The 18272-nt window shown below is 50.7% G+C and carries 22 protein-coding genes and 1 tRNA gene; 1 reads left to right on the top strand and 22 read right to left on the bottom strand.

The window, feature by feature from the left end:
* The first annotated feature begins 6 nt into the window (after window positions 1-6).
* Window positions 7-82 (top strand) — tRNA-Asn (locus tag OCV68_RS14040).
* Between the two features lie 139 nt (window positions 83-221).
* Here OCV68_RS14040 and OCV68_RS14035 read toward each other — a convergent pair.
* The 22 genes from OCV68_RS14035 to OCV68_RS13930 all read right to left on the bottom strand — a co-directional run bounded on the left by OCV68_RS14035 (window position 222) and on the right by OCV68_RS13930 (window position 18222).
* Window positions 222-854 carry a glycoside hydrolase family 25 protein gene (locus OCV68_RS14035; protein ID WP_262573593.1) on the bottom strand — a complete coding sequence of 211 codons (633 nt, stop codon included), beginning with the start codon at window positions 852-854 and terminating at the stop codon, window positions 222-224.
* Window positions 851-1285, bottom strand: a complete 435-nt coding sequence (locus tag OCV68_RS14030) for a phage holin family protein (RefSeq protein WP_262573590.1) — start codon at window positions 1283-1285, stop codon at window positions 851-853. The genes OCV68_RS14035 and OCV68_RS14030 overlap by 4 nt, the downstream gene beginning before the upstream one ends.
* Before the next feature lie 18 nt (window positions 1286-1303).
* Window positions 1304-2221, bottom strand: coding sequence for a hypothetical protein (locus OCV68_RS14025; protein WP_262573589.1), 918 nt, complete (start codon window positions 2219-2221; stop codon window positions 1304-1306).
* 17 nt (window positions 2222-2238) lie between these two features.
* Window positions 2239-2904 carry a hypothetical protein gene (locus OCV68_RS14020; RefSeq protein WP_262573587.1) on the bottom strand — a complete coding sequence of 222 codons (666 nt, stop codon included), beginning with the start codon at window positions 2902-2904 and terminating at the stop codon, window positions 2239-2241.
* Window positions 2897-4240, bottom strand: coding sequence for a hypothetical protein (locus tag OCV68_RS14015; protein ID WP_262573585.1), 1344 nt, complete (start codon window positions 4238-4240; stop codon window positions 2897-2899). The genes OCV68_RS14020 and OCV68_RS14015 overlap by 8 nt, the downstream gene beginning before the upstream one ends.
* Window positions 4203-4565 (bottom strand): hypothetical protein, encoded by a 363-nt coding sequence (locus tag OCV68_RS14010; RefSeq protein WP_262573583.1) that lies wholly within the window; start codon window positions 4563-4565, stop codon window positions 4203-4205. The genes OCV68_RS14015 and OCV68_RS14010 overlap by 38 nt, the downstream gene beginning before the upstream one ends.
* Before the next feature lies 1 nt (window position 4566).
* A complete protein-coding gene (locus OCV68_RS14005; protein WP_262573582.1) occupies window positions 4567-7578 on the bottom strand; it encodes a phage tail tape measure protein in 3012 nt (1003 codons plus the stop codon).
* A 13-nt stretch (window positions 7579-7591) separates the two neighbouring features.
* Window positions 7592-8164, bottom strand: a complete 573-nt coding sequence (locus OCV68_RS14000) for a bacteriophage Gp15 family protein (RefSeq protein ID WP_262573580.1) — start codon at window positions 8162-8164, stop codon at window positions 7592-7594.
* Complete coding sequence (locus tag OCV68_RS13995) at window positions 8139-8486, bottom strand: hypothetical protein (protein WP_262573578.1); 348 nt, start codon at window positions 8484-8486, stop codon at window positions 8139-8141. The genes OCV68_RS14000 and OCV68_RS13995 overlap by 26 nt, the downstream gene beginning before the upstream one ends.
* 1 nt (window position 8487) lies before the next feature.
* Entirely contained in the window at window positions 8488-9036 is a 549-nt protein-coding gene (locus tag OCV68_RS13990; protein ID WP_262573576.1) for a phage tail tube protein, read from the bottom strand.
* Window positions 9036-9458 carry a hypothetical protein gene (locus OCV68_RS13985; RefSeq protein ID WP_262573574.1) on the bottom strand — a complete coding sequence of 141 codons (423 nt, stop codon included), beginning with the start codon at window positions 9456-9458 and terminating at the stop codon, window positions 9036-9038. Before OCV68_RS13985 ends, OCV68_RS13990 begins: the two co-directional genes overlap by 1 nt.
* The gene (locus OCV68_RS13980; protein WP_262573573.1) at window positions 9451-9813 is read right to left on the bottom strand and encodes a minor capsid protein; all 363 of its coding nucleotides are present in this window, start codon (window positions 9811-9813) and stop codon (window positions 9451-9453) included. Before OCV68_RS13980 ends, OCV68_RS13985 begins: the two co-directional genes overlap by 8 nt.
* Window positions 9814-9823: 10 nt before the next feature.
* Window positions 9824-10135, bottom strand: a complete 312-nt coding sequence (locus OCV68_RS13975; protein ID WP_262573572.1) for a DUF6751 family protein — start codon at window positions 10133-10135, stop codon at window positions 9824-9826.
* Window positions 10135-10506 (bottom strand): head-tail connector protein, encoded by a 372-nt coding sequence (locus OCV68_RS13970; RefSeq protein ID WP_262573570.1) that lies wholly within the window; start codon window positions 10504-10506, stop codon window positions 10135-10137. Before OCV68_RS13970 ends, OCV68_RS13975 begins: the two co-directional genes overlap by 1 nt.
* A gap of 21 nt (window positions 10507-10527) precedes the next feature.
* On the bottom strand, window positions 10528-11544 hold the full coding sequence (locus OCV68_RS13965) for a hypothetical protein (protein WP_262573568.1): 1017 nt from the start codon (window positions 11542-11544) through the stop codon (window positions 10528-10530).
* Between the two features lie 104 nt (window positions 11545-11648).
* Window positions 11649-12188, bottom strand: coding sequence for a phage scaffolding protein (locus OCV68_RS13960; RefSeq protein ID WP_262573566.1), 540 nt, complete (start codon window positions 12186-12188; stop codon window positions 11649-11651).
* Window positions 12189-12268: 80 nt separating this feature from the next.
* A complete protein-coding gene (locus tag OCV68_RS13955) occupies window positions 12269-12538 on the bottom strand; it encodes a crAss001_48 related protein (protein ID WP_262573563.1) in 270 nt (89 codons plus the stop codon).
* 374 nt (window positions 12539-12912) lie between these two features.
* Window positions 12913-13152 carry a hypothetical protein gene (locus OCV68_RS13950; protein ID WP_262573562.1) on the bottom strand — a complete coding sequence of 80 codons (240 nt, stop codon included), beginning with the start codon at window positions 13150-13152 and terminating at the stop codon, window positions 12913-12915.
* Between the two features lie 46 nt (window positions 13153-13198).
* Complete coding sequence (locus OCV68_RS13945) at window positions 13199-13402, bottom strand: hypothetical protein (protein WP_262573559.1); 204 nt, start codon at window positions 13400-13402, stop codon at window positions 13199-13201.
* On the bottom strand, window positions 13386-15227 hold the full coding sequence (locus OCV68_RS13940; RefSeq protein ID WP_262573557.1) for a phage minor capsid protein: 1842 nt from the start codon (window positions 15225-15227) through the stop codon (window positions 13386-13388). The genes OCV68_RS13945 and OCV68_RS13940 overlap by 17 nt, the downstream gene beginning before the upstream one ends.
* The gene (locus tag OCV68_RS13935) at window positions 15227-16546 is read right to left on the bottom strand and encodes a phage portal protein (RefSeq protein ID WP_262573554.1); all 1320 of its coding nucleotides are present in this window, start codon (window positions 16544-16546) and stop codon (window positions 15227-15229) included. The genes OCV68_RS13940 and OCV68_RS13935 overlap by 1 nt, the downstream gene beginning before the upstream one ends.
* Before the next feature lie 35 nt (window positions 16547-16581).
* The gene (locus OCV68_RS13930) at window positions 16582-18222 is read right to left on the bottom strand and encodes a PBSX family phage terminase large subunit (protein WP_262573552.1); all 1641 of its coding nucleotides are present in this window, start codon (window positions 18220-18222) and stop codon (window positions 16582-16584) included.
* Between the last annotated feature and the right edge of the window lie 50 nt (window positions 18223-18272).

The raw sequence follows: 18272 nt of genomic DNA, 5'->3' as shown, positions 1-18272 counted from the left end.
CCATATTCCTCAATAGCTCAGTCGGTAGAGCGCATGACTGTTAATCATGATGTCGCTGGTTCGAGTCCAGCTTGGGGAGCCAAAATAAAAACATACAAACCGTTTCGATAATATGCGGCTGTATGGTAATCAAAAAGCGTCGGGAATAACTTCTCGGCGCTTTTCTTTTGCCACGAACAAAAAAATCTCCCGCCCTCAACCGAGAGCGGGAGAAAATTTTATCAGAACCTGTTCAGTCCCTTGCGGATAATAGCCGCAGGAAAATCACGATAGCAGCAGTCCATGTCAACATTACCCTTAATACCATAAACCTTGCCCTTCCAGCTGTACTGCCAGATGCCTACGTCGTCAGCAGAGATGCACTTGGGGAAAATGTTCTCCACTCTCGCAACCCAGCAGGTGTAACGCTTGGGCATGTCAGCGCTCAGCTTGTCCCTGAAAAATGTGTCATAGCTGTAAATGCCTGCCCATGCTTTGGCGGCTTCCAGACGGCTGCAAAATGCAGATACCATGTCACAGCATACAGTCCTCGACGCCTTGCCCTGTTCCTCGAAATCGCCGTAAACAGGCAGCTCAAATGACTTGCCTTTCATGATTTTCAGCATGAAATCAGCTTCCCTGACCGCCTCTGCCGCAGTTTTCGCATAGCAGTAGTGGTATGCTCCCACCATCAGACCCGCCGCCTTTGCACCCTTGTAGTAGTCCTCAAATCGGCGGTCAACCTGCCTGGGGCTTTCAATGCCAAATCCCGTGCGGATAATAACGCCGTCAATGCCCGATGCCTTGACCTTCACGAAATCGACCTTCCCGTTGTGATGGGACAGGTCGATTATTTTCATTTTGACTTCTCTCACTTATTTTCCCCACCTTTCGATTTCATCACGTCGATGATTTTATCAAATATCCTCTTCACTGGCTCGGGCATAACGCCCATAAGCGCAGCGTTTTCGCATATTGATATCAGTTCGGACGCACAAAATGCGATGACAACAGCATTGCGTATGTAATCACATCCCAGCAGCACATCAGCGTAATGGGCGCATACCACAAGCAGTATGGTGCAGATTTTTTTGATTATGCCCTGCCAGCAAGCCTTAGAGGACAGCGCACCGTTCTCGGACTTGCTGGATTTGTTCCAGAAAATAGCGCAGGCGATACCTGTCGCAAAATCCGCCGTCATAAAAATAATCAGCGTAATAATGGCATTGTCCCAGCCGCCCAGGGCTGCCGAAACAGCCCCGCCGATTGCGCCGATGATGGCGCATACATATGTTTTGATGTTCATTGACATTTTCATTCCTCCTTAAATTACCTTCACCGCAAACTGATGTCCGCCCTGCCCGAAAAATCGGTAGATACCTCCGTCAAAATCGACAAAATAATCAGTGTAGCTTGTTGACGGTGATGCAACTACAAGATACAGCCCGTCTATCTCATTTCCTGCAAGGAAATCGCACATGGGTACGATATAATGCTTGTACGAGGCATTGTTTTTGGCAAGATAACCCATGTATCCTGTCGAGCCTGATGGATTGGTAATAATATACTGGCTATTCCAGCACCAAAACAGTACAGGATTTCCATTTGTATCCTTAGTGATAACATGAATTTCTTTTTCACCGTGTTTAAAGGCGAAGATTTTGTCATTTTTCAAAATGATACTATACGTTGATACTAAGTCGGATTCGTCAGCCTTTGTTTTGCTCTCTCCATAATTTTGCTGGATAGTGTTTGAAGTTATGGTAAATCCCAGCGTGCCGTCCGCATTGCAGGGGATAAAATCGCCGTCACTGCCGAAGCCGCAATATTCTGTCAGCTCATCTTTCAGACCGCTTATCGGTTTGGACTGCTCGTTATATTCCGTGCCCGTGTAAACAGTGCCGCCGATCAGTACGCCATTTTTACTCGTCTCACCCCCTTTCTGTGCCACCTTAAAACGGTTGCCACCGTCATACTGCCCCATAATAGTAACAGTCCCGCTGCCGTTGAGGTACAGTGTGCCGTCGCCGAAAATATCACCGCAATTTGCAATGACTACGCTGCCGTCTTTTGGCACCGCAACAACGCCGTCAGCACCTGCTGTGCAATTCGCATTTACTGTAGAAATGTACACAGGTGCGCTGCTATCGTTTCTTACCGCAAAATATGGATATCTGCGGTCAAATGTTACGGTTGTCACGCCGTTAAGCGTAACGGTTGCTTCTCTTGTACTGATAGACATATAAATCAAATCCTCCTTTAGGTCGCTTGCGTACGCAGGTATTCCGCATAAATATCGTTGATAATTAGATCCATTTGATTAGTCAGATCATTGCCCTTAAATCGTGTGTAATAGCAATCAGACGCTGTCAAATTACAGCCGATATATGTTGTCCCCGTGCCAGTATAATCACCCGTAATTTCGCCGTTCACGTTATATGTTATTTGGCGATAATTATATGGATATTGCAGTGTGCAATTATATCCCATTGGCTGTAGGTTTTTATTTGCTACAATCTTACTTGCGTCTTCCCATTCATACGTATAAATACCAGATGTATATACTTTGTTCTCACTACTGTCCCACGATTTATAGATTACTTTAGACTGCGCCGTATTTATATAATTTAAATACAGTAATGTAGTTCCACGATAAATACCGCAACAAAAATCTTTCTGTTGAACATCTTGACTAACAAATGGCGGTGAGTCTTCACCTGGTGAATAACCTGCGCCCTGATAATATCGATATCTATTGTAATATGTGCTATCCGGCATAATACACAGTTTTGCGGAATAGTCTCCGAAAAACGATATTGTAGTAATTGGTGTCTGCTGCTCAAACAAATCACACATATCCAGCTTGTTGACCTTGCCGCCTCTGCCATTCGCCAGCCCCAGCAAATACCACATCATATCATCCATCGCCGCTCACCTCGCTTGTCGTGGGAATAATGTTGCCGTCATTGTCCTCAGTAATGGCGTACTCAAAAATCTTGCCGTTGTAGTTCGCCCGGAGGCTTTTGCCGTTCTCAGCAATTTTCACCGCAGTGGGCATCATGCCATTCAGGATAGCCCCCGCAAATCTGGCAATACCCTCGCCAGCCATTTCAAAGCCGTATTCGGTTTTAGAGTTCTCGTTTACGAATTTTATGCCCTGTCGGGTCATTTTCGTGGAGCCGTTGACCTCGCCTATCTGTACACGGTCAGCCAGAGGGTCATATTCATTCTCCTGCACACTGTTCCGCCCCATCTCGGCGTACAGCCCGAAGTCGGTAATTCTCAGGCGGCAGAAGTTTGTCACAAGCGTTGTTTCACCAAAGGTAATGCCCGCCCCGGGAGCAGGATATGTGCTCACCAGCGCCCTGCAGCTCCATGCCCTGTAGGACTTGTTCTGTATCGCACCTATGACCGCACCCGCCAGCTCCTCCGAGGCATAGACCGAACTTATCTTCATCGTGTGATATGCGTCCGTGTCGCCGCCCGAAGCGTATGTCCTGCTGCCGTCAGTCATGATAACGCTGCCGCAAACCTTGGTCAGACCATATTCAATGCTGCTGTACTTGTCAGCCGAAAACAGCGCCGATGAAGCACCGCAGGCAAATGGCAGAAATGTAAGCACCCCGCCCTGTACAAAAAAACAGCCGCAGGCCGCCTCCGCCAGGTCGGAGAGTATTTCCTTGGCAGTCCGCCCGAAGACCTTGTCCTTGGGGCATTTGGTGATCTTTGTGCCGATGATGTCACCCGCAGCGATCTCCGTAAATCCGCATATGCTTTTGATGTTGGCAAGCACGGCGCTTACAGATGCAAATTTGGGCTTGTTTTTCTTGTCAGAGCTGTTGCTGCTATCGCTGCTGCCGTTGCTGTCACTGTCGGACGAACTATCACCGCCCGAGCTGTCCTCCTCCGCCGTGAAATCACTTTCTTCAAGGGTGCATTTGGCAGATGTGAACATCGCCCTGTCATAGCAGGTGAAGCTCAGCCTGCCGCCCGAGGGCTTCCTGCTGCTCACATAGAACACAGGCACCTCAGTTCCGCAGGAAACAAGTACCTCCGCACCATAGGGGAACAGCCCCACGGTGTCATCGTCATAGTCGCAGGCAGGAACATCAAAGGTCAGCTGCTGACTGCAAACGCCCCTTGCACCGTATCCGTCCGCAGTGTATGATATCTGCAGGTTATTGAAGTGCGGCACATCAATGCCGCCGATGCTCAAAGCAAGGCTAAAGGCGGGAGCCGCCCACAGGAGCGGCGCTTTCAAGGGTCAGGGACATATCCCATTCAAGCCCCTTGCCACGGCTCACAGCCTTGTAAGCCGTTTTCTTGAACTGTGCCGACACCGCTGCAGGGGAGGAGTAGGTCACAGGAAATGTCTTTCCGCTGACAGCGCTCGATATCTTAGCCGCCGCAGATGTGGGGATCTTTTTCAGCGTGATGTTCAGCGTAATGATGTCCCCTATATAGCCACCCACAGTGGATCCGTCATGGTTCTCAAATGCGCTGCTGTCCTTTTTGGGGGCGGAGCTGACGGTAAAATCCGTCACATATCCGTCCGCCTTGACGTTGTTGATAACAAGTTCAAGCATATTATCTTCCTTTCTGCACATTGACGCTCTGGGTGTAGTCCAGCGAATATTCGCCGCACACCTTGTTGTCAAGGGTGAGGTCTCCGCCTGTGACCTCCACATTCACATTTACATTTCGGTTTCCGCTGTTTTCCGCAGCGTTCTTGTATGATACCTCGGTGGCAACAGTGCCGCTCACCTGAGTGAAAGCAGAAATGTTCATCAGCTCGGACAGCTTGCCGCCAAAACCGCTTGCGAACTGCTCCGCAGCTGCCGCACCCGAATCATAGGCGTTCACACCCATGTCCGTGAGAGCCGCCGCAAAGGCGTTCTGCATATTTTCAGCGTCCTTGGCGTAAAGGTCGGCGGACAGATCATCTGCTATCTGCTCCTTGCGTTTATACAGCTCGATGACCTTTTGGCGCTCTTCTTCACTCATACCCGCAAGGTATTCTGCCATCTTGGCACCGTCCTCGGCGGACATACTGTTCAGCTCTTCCAGCAGAGCAGCACTTGCCCCGTCCTCTTTCAGAGCCTTGATGTCAGCGTGATATTTCTCCATGGCGGCTATCTGCTTTTCAATGTCATTTACCTTGTAGATGGTGGTCTCATTGCCGTCCTCGTCCGTTTCCTTTTCAACGGAAAAAACAGAACCGCCCACAGCCATGAGCCGTGAACGGTAGTCGCTCTGTGCAGTGAGCATATCGGAATATTTTTTCTGATAAAGGGCGTTCAGGTCGTCAAGGCTCTCGCCTGCGCTTTTTATCGCCTTGTTCTGGCTGTCCTCCCGGTCGTCCAGAGCTTTTTTCTGCTGCTCCTGCTCATAGGCACGGAGCTTTTCGTAATACCCCCAGTGCTCGGTGTTGCTTTCATCGCCGTATTTTCCCAGCAGCTCAAGGCGCTTTTGATACAGCGCATCTTCATCGGCGATAATGCCCATGGCGTACTCATGGTCAAGCTTCTGCCATTGGCTTTTCAGCTCCTCGTCATTCATCTGCTCGGCAGCGGTCTCGGCGAGGGTCTTGTTGGCTTTGAGCTTTTCCTTGCCACGTTCCAGAGCATCAAGAGCGGCTTGGTTCTGCTGCTCGATGATGTCCTGATTCATCATGCGTGATACATCTATCTCCGTATCGCCGAACTTACTTATAATGTTCCTGCGCTCCAGGAGCTGAGTATTAAGAAATTTATTCTGCTCTTTGATACCTTCAATTTCCTGCTCGGCAGCGTCAAGCTGAGCGTTAAGGTCAGCCATAAGATTAGGGTCGTTCAATGAACTGATATTATCCCTTTGAATGTTTATCTGCTGCCGCTGATTATACAGCTCCATGAGACGCTTGTTGTTGTCATCGACCTGCTTTTCCATATCGTCGTAGCCGTCAAGAGCCATTTCATAAGCCTGCCTGTTGTCCTCAGGGTCATTGCTGTCCGCAAGCTGACCCAGAAGCTGTATCTGTGTGGCTATTTCCCGATTGGCATCGTTGAAGCTTTCCTTTATATCTCCCTCATACCCTATAAGGTCTCTTTGCCTGTCAATGTATGAAGCAAGAGCAACGCCTCCGCCTATGGCAAGAGTTCCCACAGCCACCCAAGGAACGGCATTCATTGCAAGTCCCAGAGCACCTGTGGCAGTGGCAGCACCCGATGCGGCAGCTGCATATGATGATACGGCTGTCGCCGCAGTGTTCGCAGCGGAAAGCCCCTTGTAAGCAATGACCATAGCACCCGCAGTCTCGGCAGCGGTGATAAGCTGGTCGCCGTTGTCACAGAACCAGTCCAGACCGTCAATGAGCTTGGGAATGCCCTCATCAACGGCAAATTCGGCAGCCTTTACAGCAAGGTCTCCGAATTTCTCAGCCAATGTTTCAAGCTTACCTCCAAGCTCTCCGTTCAGCTGTTCATTCAGGTCTCCGAAAATTTCCGTGACCTCCTGAACAGACGTGCGCAGAGGTTCGGAGAACTTCTCGAATGCCGTAACGCCCACAGCTTCCAGAGCGGACTGCATTATGGTGATGTCGCCCTTGAAATTGTCGTCCATGGTCTTTGCCATCTGCTCAGCAGCCCCGTCGCAGTCGGATATGTACCCTCTCAGCTCTTCAAACCTCTGTGACGTTGTGCCGAGCAATGCGTTTACAGCCTTTAAATCCACCTTGTTGAAGATGTCACTCAGCGCCTGAGTTTTCTTCTGCTCCGTCAATGGAGCCAGTGCACCGTCAAGCTCGCTGAAAACATCGGCAAGATCACGCATTTTTCCCTCGTCATCAAATACCTTTATGCCCAGATTTTCAAGAGCTGCAGCCGCAGTGTCCGTGGGAGCGGACAGGCTGAGGATTATATTTCTCAGAGCCGTGCCGCCCTCAGCACCTTTTATTCCGTTGTCGGCAATAAGTCCAAGCATTGTGTCAAGCTCTTCAACACCGCCCGAAAGGGACTTTGCAGTTCCGCCGACCGTGAGGATAGCCTCACCCAGCTGAGCGACGGAGGTATTTGACTTCTGAGAAGTCTTTGCCAGCTTGTCGGAAAATCCTGCCAGCTCATTTGTCTGCAAGCCCAGAGCGGACATGGAATCCGTTATCATGTCGGAAGCATACGCAAGGTCAATGCCGCCTGCCGCAGCCGTGTTCAGGACTACGGGAAGAGCCTCCACGGATTTCTGCGCATCATATCCTGCCAGAGCAAGATAGTTCAGAGCTTCTCCTGCCTGAGTGGCGGAGTATTTTGTGGTCGCACCCATTTCCTTTGCCGCTGCCGAAAGCACACCGTATTCATCAGCCGCCGACGTAATGCCCATGGTAGCCGCCACCTGGGACATGGAAGCTTCAAAGGAGGAGCCTGTCCCTACCACGTATTCCGCAGCCGTCTTGAACGCACTTTTCACCGCATTTGCAATATCTCTGGCAGCATTCGCCGCAAGATTTCCGAGGGCTGTCTGAGCCGTGCCCGAAAGCTTTTCTGTCTCCCTTTCCGTGCGCCGCAGCCCGTCAGTCACGCCGTCAGTGTCTATCCGTGTGTTAAAAATAAGGTCACCGTCATTCAATATCCCCACCTCCTTATGAATCAAGAAATCTTCTTGCCGCCTCTATCATTCTCAGCTCGTTGGCTGAAACGGGAAGCGCATAGACCTGCTGCATTTTTTCAAGGAACTCCCGCCTGTAGTCTGGCATATCGTCCGAGATGTCAGCCGTCCGCCAGCCGCATATGTCAGTGAATCGGCAGTCATGCAGCCCCATGAACAGCCCACGGAACTTCCACCAGTGCATTTTTGTCTCCCACAGGTCAATGCCGTATTTTTCATAAAATGCAGCGGCTATCATGGGAAAGTCTGCGTCAAAGCTGTAAGCTCTGCGGCTTGAAAGCATTGTACCACTCTCGCTCGTTTCCTTGGGCGGCTCTCCGCATCGGTAGAACCACAGCATAAACATCGCAGCCCGTGAAAGGTCACGGGGCATTACGGGAAAAATGAGCCTCATGGCAGTTATGACCAGTCTGTCCTCGGGAATGCGGCAGTCGGTGATAAGCTCCTCAAATCTCATCCAGCAGATAAAATCAGTGCGGAGCGGCAGCTCTGTCACGCCGCCGTCCGTCACCTCAGTGTATTCAGTGGGAAGTCTCTGCGGGAGCATACTTTTTCAGCACCTCTTCCGTCACCTTTGCGGAGGCACGGTTCAGGAATACCCACAGCGCACCTATCTCATCGGTGTCAAGACTGCCTGCATCGGTCACGCCTGCGTCATCGCCGAAATGCTCATTTACGAACTCATCGCCCAGATAAAGTCTTATGCCCTCCAGCGTAGCCTCTGCCGCCGTTACCGCATCGGGAGCCTTGACTATCTCGGCTGCAATGCGCCTTGTCTCCTGCACGAAATATGCAGTCTTTGTGGGTATCTCAACGCTTTTGCCGTATATGGTAACGGCAGTGGGGTTCCTTTCGTAGTTAAATTCCATGTTATTCCTCCGTATTTACAGCTTTGCTTTCGGAATTGGCAGAAGCAGCTTCGGTAGTATCCGCAGTAAATGTTCCGCCGCCGCCCGATGTGGCAGGAGCAAACTTGCCGATAACAGGGTCGCCCAGACCGTTGAACGCGCCCGAAAGCTTCATCTTATTGTTGTTTTCGGAAGTGCCTGAGGGAGCGACCGCACAGGTCTCCATGCGTGCCACATAACCGCCGCCCGAAACAGCGTTGAACTTTTCCACTGTCAGTATCTTTACAAGGCAGTCGCCCAGCACCTTGCGGTTTTTGTATATCTCATACACCTTTTTGATGGTGGGGTCGGAATACATAAGGTCGCACTCAAAGTTGTATGCGGTCTTGTAGCTTGTGGTGTCGGTGCTTTCGGTATCCATGTTGATGTACTTGGTGCTTTCCGTCTGAGCGGAAGTTGCGTCATCGAACTTTGACCAGCCGTCACCCATTCTTGCCCACTGAGGCGTTTCACTGGAGCTTACGTCCATGTAATGTTCCAGCTGGGTCCTTTTAACTATCGTATTTGACATTAACAAACATTCCTTTCTTCAATGTATTCAAGAGTTATGCTCATCTGATAGGTGCATTTCTTACCGTCCTTTTCGTACTCAAAAGGTACAGCTCCGTCCATGCGTATATCCTGAGCCGTGCGGTATTCGGGGAGAGCGGGAAGCTCCTGCACGTTCAAAAACCACCTGCGCAGATCGTCAAGAAAAGCGCTGGTCTGTATCCTGCGCAGGTCATCGTCCGACAGGCTGCCCAGGAAGAGAGAGGCGTGCATGGCTTTAAGCTCGCTGCCGCAGAGATATGTCTGCAATACCTCGGTGCTGTCCTCCACAATTCCCGCACAGTCGATGTCATCGCTGCGGAAATTCACCTGCATGGTGTAATCCGCCAGCAAAGGGCAGCCGCAGAGGAAGTCCCACAGGGATTCAATAACGGAATCAGCCACGATATCTGCACCCCGCTATCTGAGCAGCCCCTGCAAGGATAGTGTGAACGTGAGCTGCTTTCATTCTCTTGAACCACAGCCGTCCTCTCAGACCGCCTCTTGCGGTGCCGCCTGCACCGTGGCCGCTGTTGCTGTAGTAATTCTTTCGGGCATATGGAGCGGTATAAACAAGCTCACCTGAGCCTATCACCGTGCCTCTTATGCCTGAGCGGATAAGCTCGCCTGTGTCCTTGGGGGTGTACCTGTCGCAGCGCCTCAGGCATTCGCTGTCTATGAATTTCTGTACAGACCCGCCCTGCGCCAGCCTGTGATTTATGCAGATCTGTTCAGCGCTCATGGGCTTGAAAACTATCATCTTATCACTCCTATCTTACTCCCAGCATTATGTGCCGCATATTTTGGGAACCGAAGTTGTTCACCGTTATGCTGTGTACGTGCAGGCCGCTGTACAGCTCCTTGTCGGTGGGGTCACTCATTTCCCCGAAAAATATGTAGTCGCCTTTTCGGATATCGGCAGCGATGTCGGGGATAAATACCTTGGCAGTGTCGGCGTTTTCCTCGCCGTATTTTTGCACTTCATAGGCTCTGACCTCCTGCCACATGCAGGGGAATGCGCCTGCCTTTAAGACGGCCTTTCCCGCCGTCCTGAAAACGGTGCATATGCCGTTGGTTATCATCACCCACACCCCCTAAACATCAGCTTCACGCCGCCTGCATAAACATTCCCCAGATATATCTTCACCGCATTGTACCTCGCCGAAGATACTTCCGCCTGAGACCTGTCACCGTAGGTCACGGAATAGCTGCCTATGGTCTCGGACTTCACATCTGCCGCCCTGCCGCATGAATACATATCATCAGCGCAGGCGCAGCAGGCACGGCGTATTTTGCCGACAATGTTTTCGTCCGCCAGAAGCTCGGGAGTTATCCTGTCGAATGTAACAGCGTCAATATAAGCAGAGGCAGACTCCGCAAATCTTGCAAAGTCCGCCTCGCTCATGGTGCCGTGAAAAACCTCGCTGTAAAACTTGTAATCAGCGTATGCCATTCTCAGCTCCTTTGCCGACAATCAGGCGTGAGAGCAGTAAATTCCCGCAGCCTTGTTTTCGTAGGCGTCGGTGAGACCGTAAGCACGGTAAGAGAAGATGTATGCGTCCGCATCGGGGTTAGCGTCAGGGGAGATGACCTTGCTTACAGTATGCTTGCCAAACTGGATAACAGCAGGCTTGTGAACTATCATGAAGTTGATAGGCGCACCTCCTGCGGAGGTCTGCTTGTAGTACTTGCTTGCAGTCCATGAAGGAGCGCTGTTGCCCGTAACAGGGGAGTAAACGCCGTCGGAAACGGTGTAATAATCCTTGTAGTTTGTGCTCCAGTCATCGGGCTGGGAGGTTGTCACCTCATACACCGCCTCGGCTTTCTTGAAGCCGCCTATCTCCTCACCCGAAGATGTGCCGTTGAGCAGGGAAACAGCAGTCCAGAAGCGTGACTGAGGCACCTTGATAATGCCCGCAAAGCCCTCAAGCACACTCTTTGAAACGTAGCTGTAAAGGCTCTGAGCCGCATTGTAAAGGGTGGGGGTAACAAAAAGATATCTGCCGTCCGCAGGAACTTCCGCCTCGTCCAGTACGTTCACGCCCTCACGAACCGAATCCATGAACGCCTCGGCACCGCTGATTGTCTCGGTCTTTGAACCGATTCCGTTGATGGCAGCGTAAGAGGCAAAGCGCACAGCGTCCATTTCGGGAACAGCCTTGGTGCGGATAAATTCGCTTGCCAGCTTGCCGAACGCCAGCCCCGCAGTCTCCTCGTTGTCCATAGCGTCAACGCTGAACTTGCGTCCTCTGTCGTAGTTGAACTTCACGGTCTCGTTGGTGATCTCCACATTGCCCTGAACATAGCCGCCGTTGCGGGAGTAGTCAGCCAGACCGTCCATGCTTATCTTGGGGATAATGATCTCGTTTGCGTTTGCGCCTGCCTGCACAAGGGAGCCGTCCATATCCAGCACGGAAGAGCAGGAAGCAGCCTTGTAAACATCGTCCAGCAGGTCAGTGTACTTCTTGAAAAGTGCAATAGCATTTGCCATGTAAATTCCTCCTTTTAGTGTATAAAAATAGCCTCGTTCATCTCAAAGATAAACAAGGCTCATCTCTTGCTTTGTTCATGCCGTCCTCCTTACTTTGTGAGTTCTCACTTCGTGAGAGGGGGAAGCCCCATAACAGCCCTTGCGGCGCTGTCGTCCGCCTGACCGCCCGAACCGCCGCCTGTGGGGCCCATGTACTTAGGCACAGGCTCGCTTCTCTCGAAAAGGAAGTCGTTTTCCTTGGCAATCTTGTCCAGCTGCTCCGTGAGACCGACTATCTCGTTGCCCGCAAGCTTCAAGCCGTCCATGTTGAGCAGCGCCTTTACGGCAACAGCGTTTCTGGGCTTGCGCTCTGAGAGCTTGCCCTCCAGAATGTGGTCAAACTGCATCTTTTCCAGCTTTGCGGCACTTTCCTTCTGCGCCGCCGCCAGCTTTTCCTTGTAGTCGTCGGCAGTCTTTTTAAGCCCCTCATAGTCCAGCTTGCCGAACTCCTCTATCTGCTTGTTGGCGGCGCTGAGCTGACTTTTCACGTCCTCATAGTCCCCGAACTTTGCGGAAACTCCGTCGCAGTCCTTCTTGTTTTCGGCAAGTATCTGAGAGATCATCTCCTCTGATACGCCGAGCTTTGTAAGAAATTCCTTGGTCATGTTTTTTCCTCCATAATATAAAATGTTTAACTCCCTCGATTTCGAGGGGTTATGTTTTGTTGACTGATATTGCTTAGAAATTACAGTACAACGCCCTCAATTACTGCTCTTGCCTGCAATATAGCGATATAATCTTCCATCGTCCTCACCTGAAACTCATACAGTGATCTGGGACACGTAGGCGTGAAGTTCAGTTCGCCCTTATCCCATTTTTCAAGCATTGCTTTGAGCTTTTCGCAGCGTATCGCAACCTGTCCGTACTCGGCTTTGAATCTGTCTTTGTAATCGGTACTTGCCATAAGCTCGGCTGTGTCTGTCAGCTCCATAGGTCTTGCTGTTGTTTCGTTCATAACATCATATCCTTTCGATTGGTTAAGATTGGTTAAGATTGAATAAATTTAACACACGCCAACACACGCCAACGCTCATTTGCGTGTTGATGCGTGTTGAAATGCACTTTGGTAATGACAATTATGTCCTAACCAATTAAAACTGCGTGTTAAACTCTACCGTACTGCCTTATTCGCCTCTTGGAATGCCTTTTGCGCTTGATACAGTGTGCAGCATAAACACTGATATCAGGTGCGGGCAGTGCCGTAAATCCATGGCTATAAAAGTCAAAGAACACTCTTATTCCCTCCTTTCAGACATAAAAAATGCGCCTTGCAGTCAACTGCAAAACGCTTGTGTGGGTATAAAAAATCACCCTACTTGTGTAAGGTGATTAGTCGATAAATTCGATTTCTTCAATATCGTCCTCAATGAAGATAAGCCCTCCGCCGCTTTCGGGGGTGAAAGTAACACCGTCAATATCGTCACCATTTTTGTCTGTTCCTAAGCAGGGAATACCACCACTGCCTGAAAAGATTTCTCCCTTATATGGTGAATCTTTTCGGGTATATACCTTTGCTCTTTTTCCTTCAAGCTGGTCAATTTTTCTGTTGTAGATAAATGGCGTTGGCATATTATACCTCCTTTACCGGGAATATAAATGCTTAATTTTGGAATATTTAATTACAGTATTGTGCTCTGAACTCTTCACGGGTCAAAGCATTATTGTAATTGGGGTCATCGGGATAAACACGGACAATATTACCCTTTTCCAATTCGGAGCGGTCATATCGTGGAAAATTTTCACGAAGAACAAATTCTGTGTCAGAAGGATAATCGTCAAATGTTTTATTTTCAGGCATTTCGTCAATATTTATTTTCATTTTTATCCTCCCAGGAAAATTCAAGGTTATATTTATCACAGAAAAGCTGTAATCCTTCTTTTTCAGCCCTGTCAAAATATTTAAAGAAGTTTTCGCCATTTTCACTTGCGATTTTTTGATATTTCAACAGAATTTCGTCTATGCAACTGTTGTAGGCACTATCAATTTTCTTCAATGATGTCAGTTCACTTGACCATTTGCCGGAACGTCTTATTACATAGGCACCGTCTGAATTACAAGCTCTTATTTCCGCCAATTTGCCCCTGCGCATTATGTTGATATCCGCAGGAGAGGGAATAGTGCCATTCGGGTGGTTATGAGTAAGAACTTTTCCGTCCATAGACTTAATTTCCTTTGTAGAAAATGAAACGGAATCAGAATTTCCTTTCTTCTGAAAATCAATGCTGCCGTCAGGTTTGTATATAATTGCTTTTTCATATTTATTGCCGGATATAATCCTCTCGTGTTGAAGCATTTTTATACGATTTTCTTCTGTAAACAGCTTTGAACCACTATTTATTGATTTTATTGTAGCACTATCCGTTTTACTTGTCAAGCCTGCATAAGCATTGGTATCAGTACGTTTTGGATTTGAGGATATTTTGTTTTCAAGCGGCTTCTGATTGCCCTTTGCCGCCCAAACAGCCCTGCTCGCCTGACTGTGACCAAATCCCCCGACCTGCGCCCTCTCGTTCCTCAAAGAAAGCCCCGCAGCCTTGGAAAATCTTCCGTACTCCTCTTTCTGCCTCCTGAGAAGCACCGACTTTTCCGTGAACCTGTCCTTATCGTCCGTGGCATCAGCCGCAAGTATCTCTCGCTTGGTCTTGCGCATGGAGCGTTCCATAGCCCTCTGACGCTGGGTCGCCTCGTAATAGGTGTAGGTCTTGCCGTTGTATTCAAAGGGCGGCGGGTCGATGTTTTTAAGCTCCTCTTCCGTATAACTTGGTTCGGAAATGCCCTCTATAACAGGGTAAAAGTCATGTCGGCAGTTGGCGCCTTTAAGACCTGTCACCGTGCCGTAGCCCGTCACAGCCTTTAGAGAGGGATATTTCTTTGATTTCCCCGAAAGGGAATACCACTTGCCCTGCCATTCTGCGTGGTCGGGTCTTGCACCTGCGTGAGCATCGACCTCCACAATGTCCGTGCCAAGCTCCGCCGCATTGTGTTCCGAGACCTTGCCCGTCATTTGCGACAGCCCCGTAAGAACAGCCCTGCGGGCAGCCACATCAGCGTGACACCTTACCCCCGAAGCATAATCCACAAACTGCAAACCGCCCTCTGTGAGCCGCCTCGTGGCGTTCCTGACCGCCGTGTTGTGATCTACAGCACCCGTCATCACCTGCATATACGCATAGTCGAGGCAGTCCCTGTAGGCCTCAGCCGCATCGTGAAACCGCACCTGACCGTTTGAGCCACGGTAGGAAAATCCCATGGATTGCGTAAAGTTTCGCAATTCTCCCTTGGTCTGGTTCACGCTGGCAGTTACCGCCTGCTGAAAGAAGTCATTGTATTCATAAGGCGTGTAGCCGACGTTCGCCTGTGCATATGCTTTTTTATAAAACTCGTCGGAAGTCTGGGCAGCGTCAAAGAATAATCGGTCAACAGCCTCATCGGAAAGCTCCGAATATTCGGATATCTTCTGCTTGATGTACTCCGTTCCCGCACCCAGCTCACGAAGCCGCAGCACCTGATGCTCTGCGCTGTCGGTAAGATATCCCGCCTTTGCTATCCTGCGGCATATGTCGGCGATGATATCCTCCTCGAGCCTGAGAAAAAGCTCCTCCAGCTCCGCAGGCGCACCCTGCAAATAGTCGGGAGTAAGCATTATTCAAAGCTCTCGGGGAGCATTGCCGCCGCCTGCTCCTCCGTCTCGCCGTAGCGCTTCATGCGGTATTCCACAGGAGACATGATCCCCGCAGAGACTTCCTGGAGCCATATCTTCTGCTCGGTCTCGCTGTCGGTAACAAGGCTGTCGTCAAAGTCGAATGACTGCTCGCACGCCCCTCTGGGGGCAAGCTCATGAATGTCGCAGAGCATATCAAGTACCTGTACAAACTCCGTGAGAGCCTTTTTCACATTCGCCTGAATGGCTGATACCGTGGCATATGACCGCTGCTTTGATGCCTTTATTTCCGTTGCGGTCTTGTCCGTGTCCTGCACCTCGGAGAGGGTGCCGAAAGCAAGTCCGCACTGCCGTTCTATCTGCCGAAGAAGATTGTTGAGCCCGTTCCTCTGAGCCTCTTCACGTATCTGAGGCGAGAAAACATTGAACGCCTGGTCTTGGTTAAAGTCCAGCGTCTTTATCAGCCGCCTGTTGAATTTGGGAGCCGTCTCTGTGCCGTCATTGCCACGCTGCACCGCCGTCACATCGGCATATACCGCCAGCTCAGAACCTTCAAACTCCCATATGCCTCTTGTGAACTGCATATCCGCTTCCTCGATAGTGGAGATCGCCGCATTGAACACCGAGACCCCCAGCGGGGAACGCCTGTCAATGATGTTCGCCCCGGGCATTTTCATATATACAAACAGCGGCCGCTTTATCCCCGAGAACGTCGCCGACGGGGCAATGTCCGACCATTCCGCAACCGCATCGAGAGCTATCTCACGACCTATCTGCGCCGAGCTGTCGGATACATACGCCTTGTTCACCACTGTGTAATTCGTACCCGAAAGGGAGTGCTTTTCCAGCCTTGTGAAATACCTGCCCTTGCGGACTATCCTGTCAGCGAAAACGCATTCGGTAATGTTGTCGCCGTCATAGCCCGATACCGCCGCAGTGTCCGCCTGAATGATGTCGGTGTATATCTTTCCGCCCGATACATAGGGCTTCAGAAATACGCCGCCCAGAGCGCAGGCATATTCCACCCACACGGGGGACATCGCCACTGCCTGACTGTACGCTTCGGAAAGATGATCCGCCCTCGGCGAGCCTGTCAGCTCCGAATTAAGCTCCAGCGTGACCAGCCGTGCCATTTCGTGAGCCACAGAGTAGGGGAGATTAAGGCAGCGCACATTGCTGTCAGCCACAGCCCAGGGCGGCGTGCAGCGGTAGCATTCCGCCCACAGCCTTACCGCCTCGGTCATGTCCTTGTCAGCAGGCAGGGTCTGCATTTTTGCAGCCAGCTCATTAGTGTCAAACAATTTGCATATCGCTCCTTTCAGCCAAGATAAAATGCTCATTTTCCGCTTCTCCTCCAAATCTGCGATGTAGCGTACCGCACAGCGTCAATGCTGTGATTGTTCCTGTCGGGATATCCCGATATGATCTCACCGTCCTTGCTGCGCTCGTATTCGTACTCCAGAAATTCCGCTGCAGTCTCGGGGCAGCGTTCGTTGTCAATGACTATTTCACGTAGGGACTGCAGCCACTTCATGGAATAATCCACCGACCCGGGACCCTTTTCAGCCCCACGGGCAAGCAGACCAAAGGAGCGGTAATCCGCAATGGACTTCTGCTCTGCACTGTCGCACATGATCATATCGTTTGCCGTTACGCCACGCTTTTTCAGCTCTTCTGCCGTTTCCGCATTGCCTTTTTTGTTGCAGCGGAACTCGTCATATATCACCAGCGTGTGCTGAGCCGCCAGATATGCGCACCTGACATATGCAAAGGGGTCAGGATACCAGCCCCAGTCAACGCCGTGAAGAATCGTTCCAAAGGTCTTGATGTCCTCGTCAGTGACCTTGCGTGTGACCACATTGTCGAACACGTTTCCGCCCGTGCCGTTGGCAGCACCCAGATATTCGTTTTCATACGCCGTGGGATTGGTCTCTTTCAGATATTCCGCATCATCGAGGAACGGCTTGCCCAGCCACTTTTTCGGCACTGTCAGATAATTGCTTTCGATAACGAGCCTGTCCGCCCTCGGCGCTTTGATGTACTTGTTTGCCCAGTTCTGAGCCGATCTCGGGGGATTGAAGGACTTGAACTTGTAAGCCCTGTCTCCGCCTCTGATGACCGACTGTTCTATCTTTCGGACAGCCTCGGGACCCGAGAACTGGTCAAGCTCCTCAAACCACAGAATGCCGATGAACCCGAAGGGGACTTTTATGGACTTGATCTTGTTCTCATCGTCCGCCCCTCGGAAGTATATCTTCTGTCCCGTCTTTGTTTTGGTTATCTCCAGCGGAGATTTTGTGGCAGCATATTCATCGTCAAGACCGAGGGAAGATATCGCCCACAGCATCTGATTATACACCGAATCTTTCAGTGTGTTGCCCACCTGGCGGAGAATGCAGGCGTGCATATCCTCGTTTTTCTCCAGCAGGTCGATGACCGCCAGCGAGATAAACGAGGACTTGGCAGAGCCTCTTCCGCCCGGGAAAACATATTCGGAGTGTTCGCCCTCGGCAATGTCAAACAGCACCGATGAAAAGGCAGGAGCCACCATGCTTGCGGGAATACCGCCGTAAGAAAAGCCCTCCCGATCGTCCGCCGAGGGGAAGTACCTTTCACGGTCAAGCTTAAGGCGGGCGTTGTCGTACCTGATCCTGTGCCGCATCATATCGTCGTCACGGATAATGCTCCGCAGCTCCTTTACCGCAGCCACATCGCCCATTTTAGCCTGTTTGAGCAGTGCCGCATTGACCGCAAGCATATTCGTGACCTCGTCCTCGCTCAGCTCATCAAAGTTCACGCCCATATCAGAAAGGAGCTGGTAGTCCGCCACCTGAGAAGCAGGCAGCGACAACAGCAGCTCCATACATTTTTTCATATCACGCTTTTTCCGCCTTGCAGCCCCCGAGGCTTTGCCGCCTTTGGAGCCGTTTTCTCGAGCTTCACTCGAGCTTGGCACTATCAGATTTTTTTCATTCACGGGTCACCACCTGCTTGGTTTGGAGTATAAAAAATCCGCCTGCAGTTTGG

This window comes from Huintestinicola butyrica, assembly GCF_025567215.1.
Classification (GTDB): domain Bacteria; phylum Bacillota; class Clostridia; order Oscillospirales; family Ruminococcaceae; genus Huintestinicola; species Huintestinicola butyrica.
This window is presented reverse-complemented; position numbering and strand designations above follow the sequence as displayed.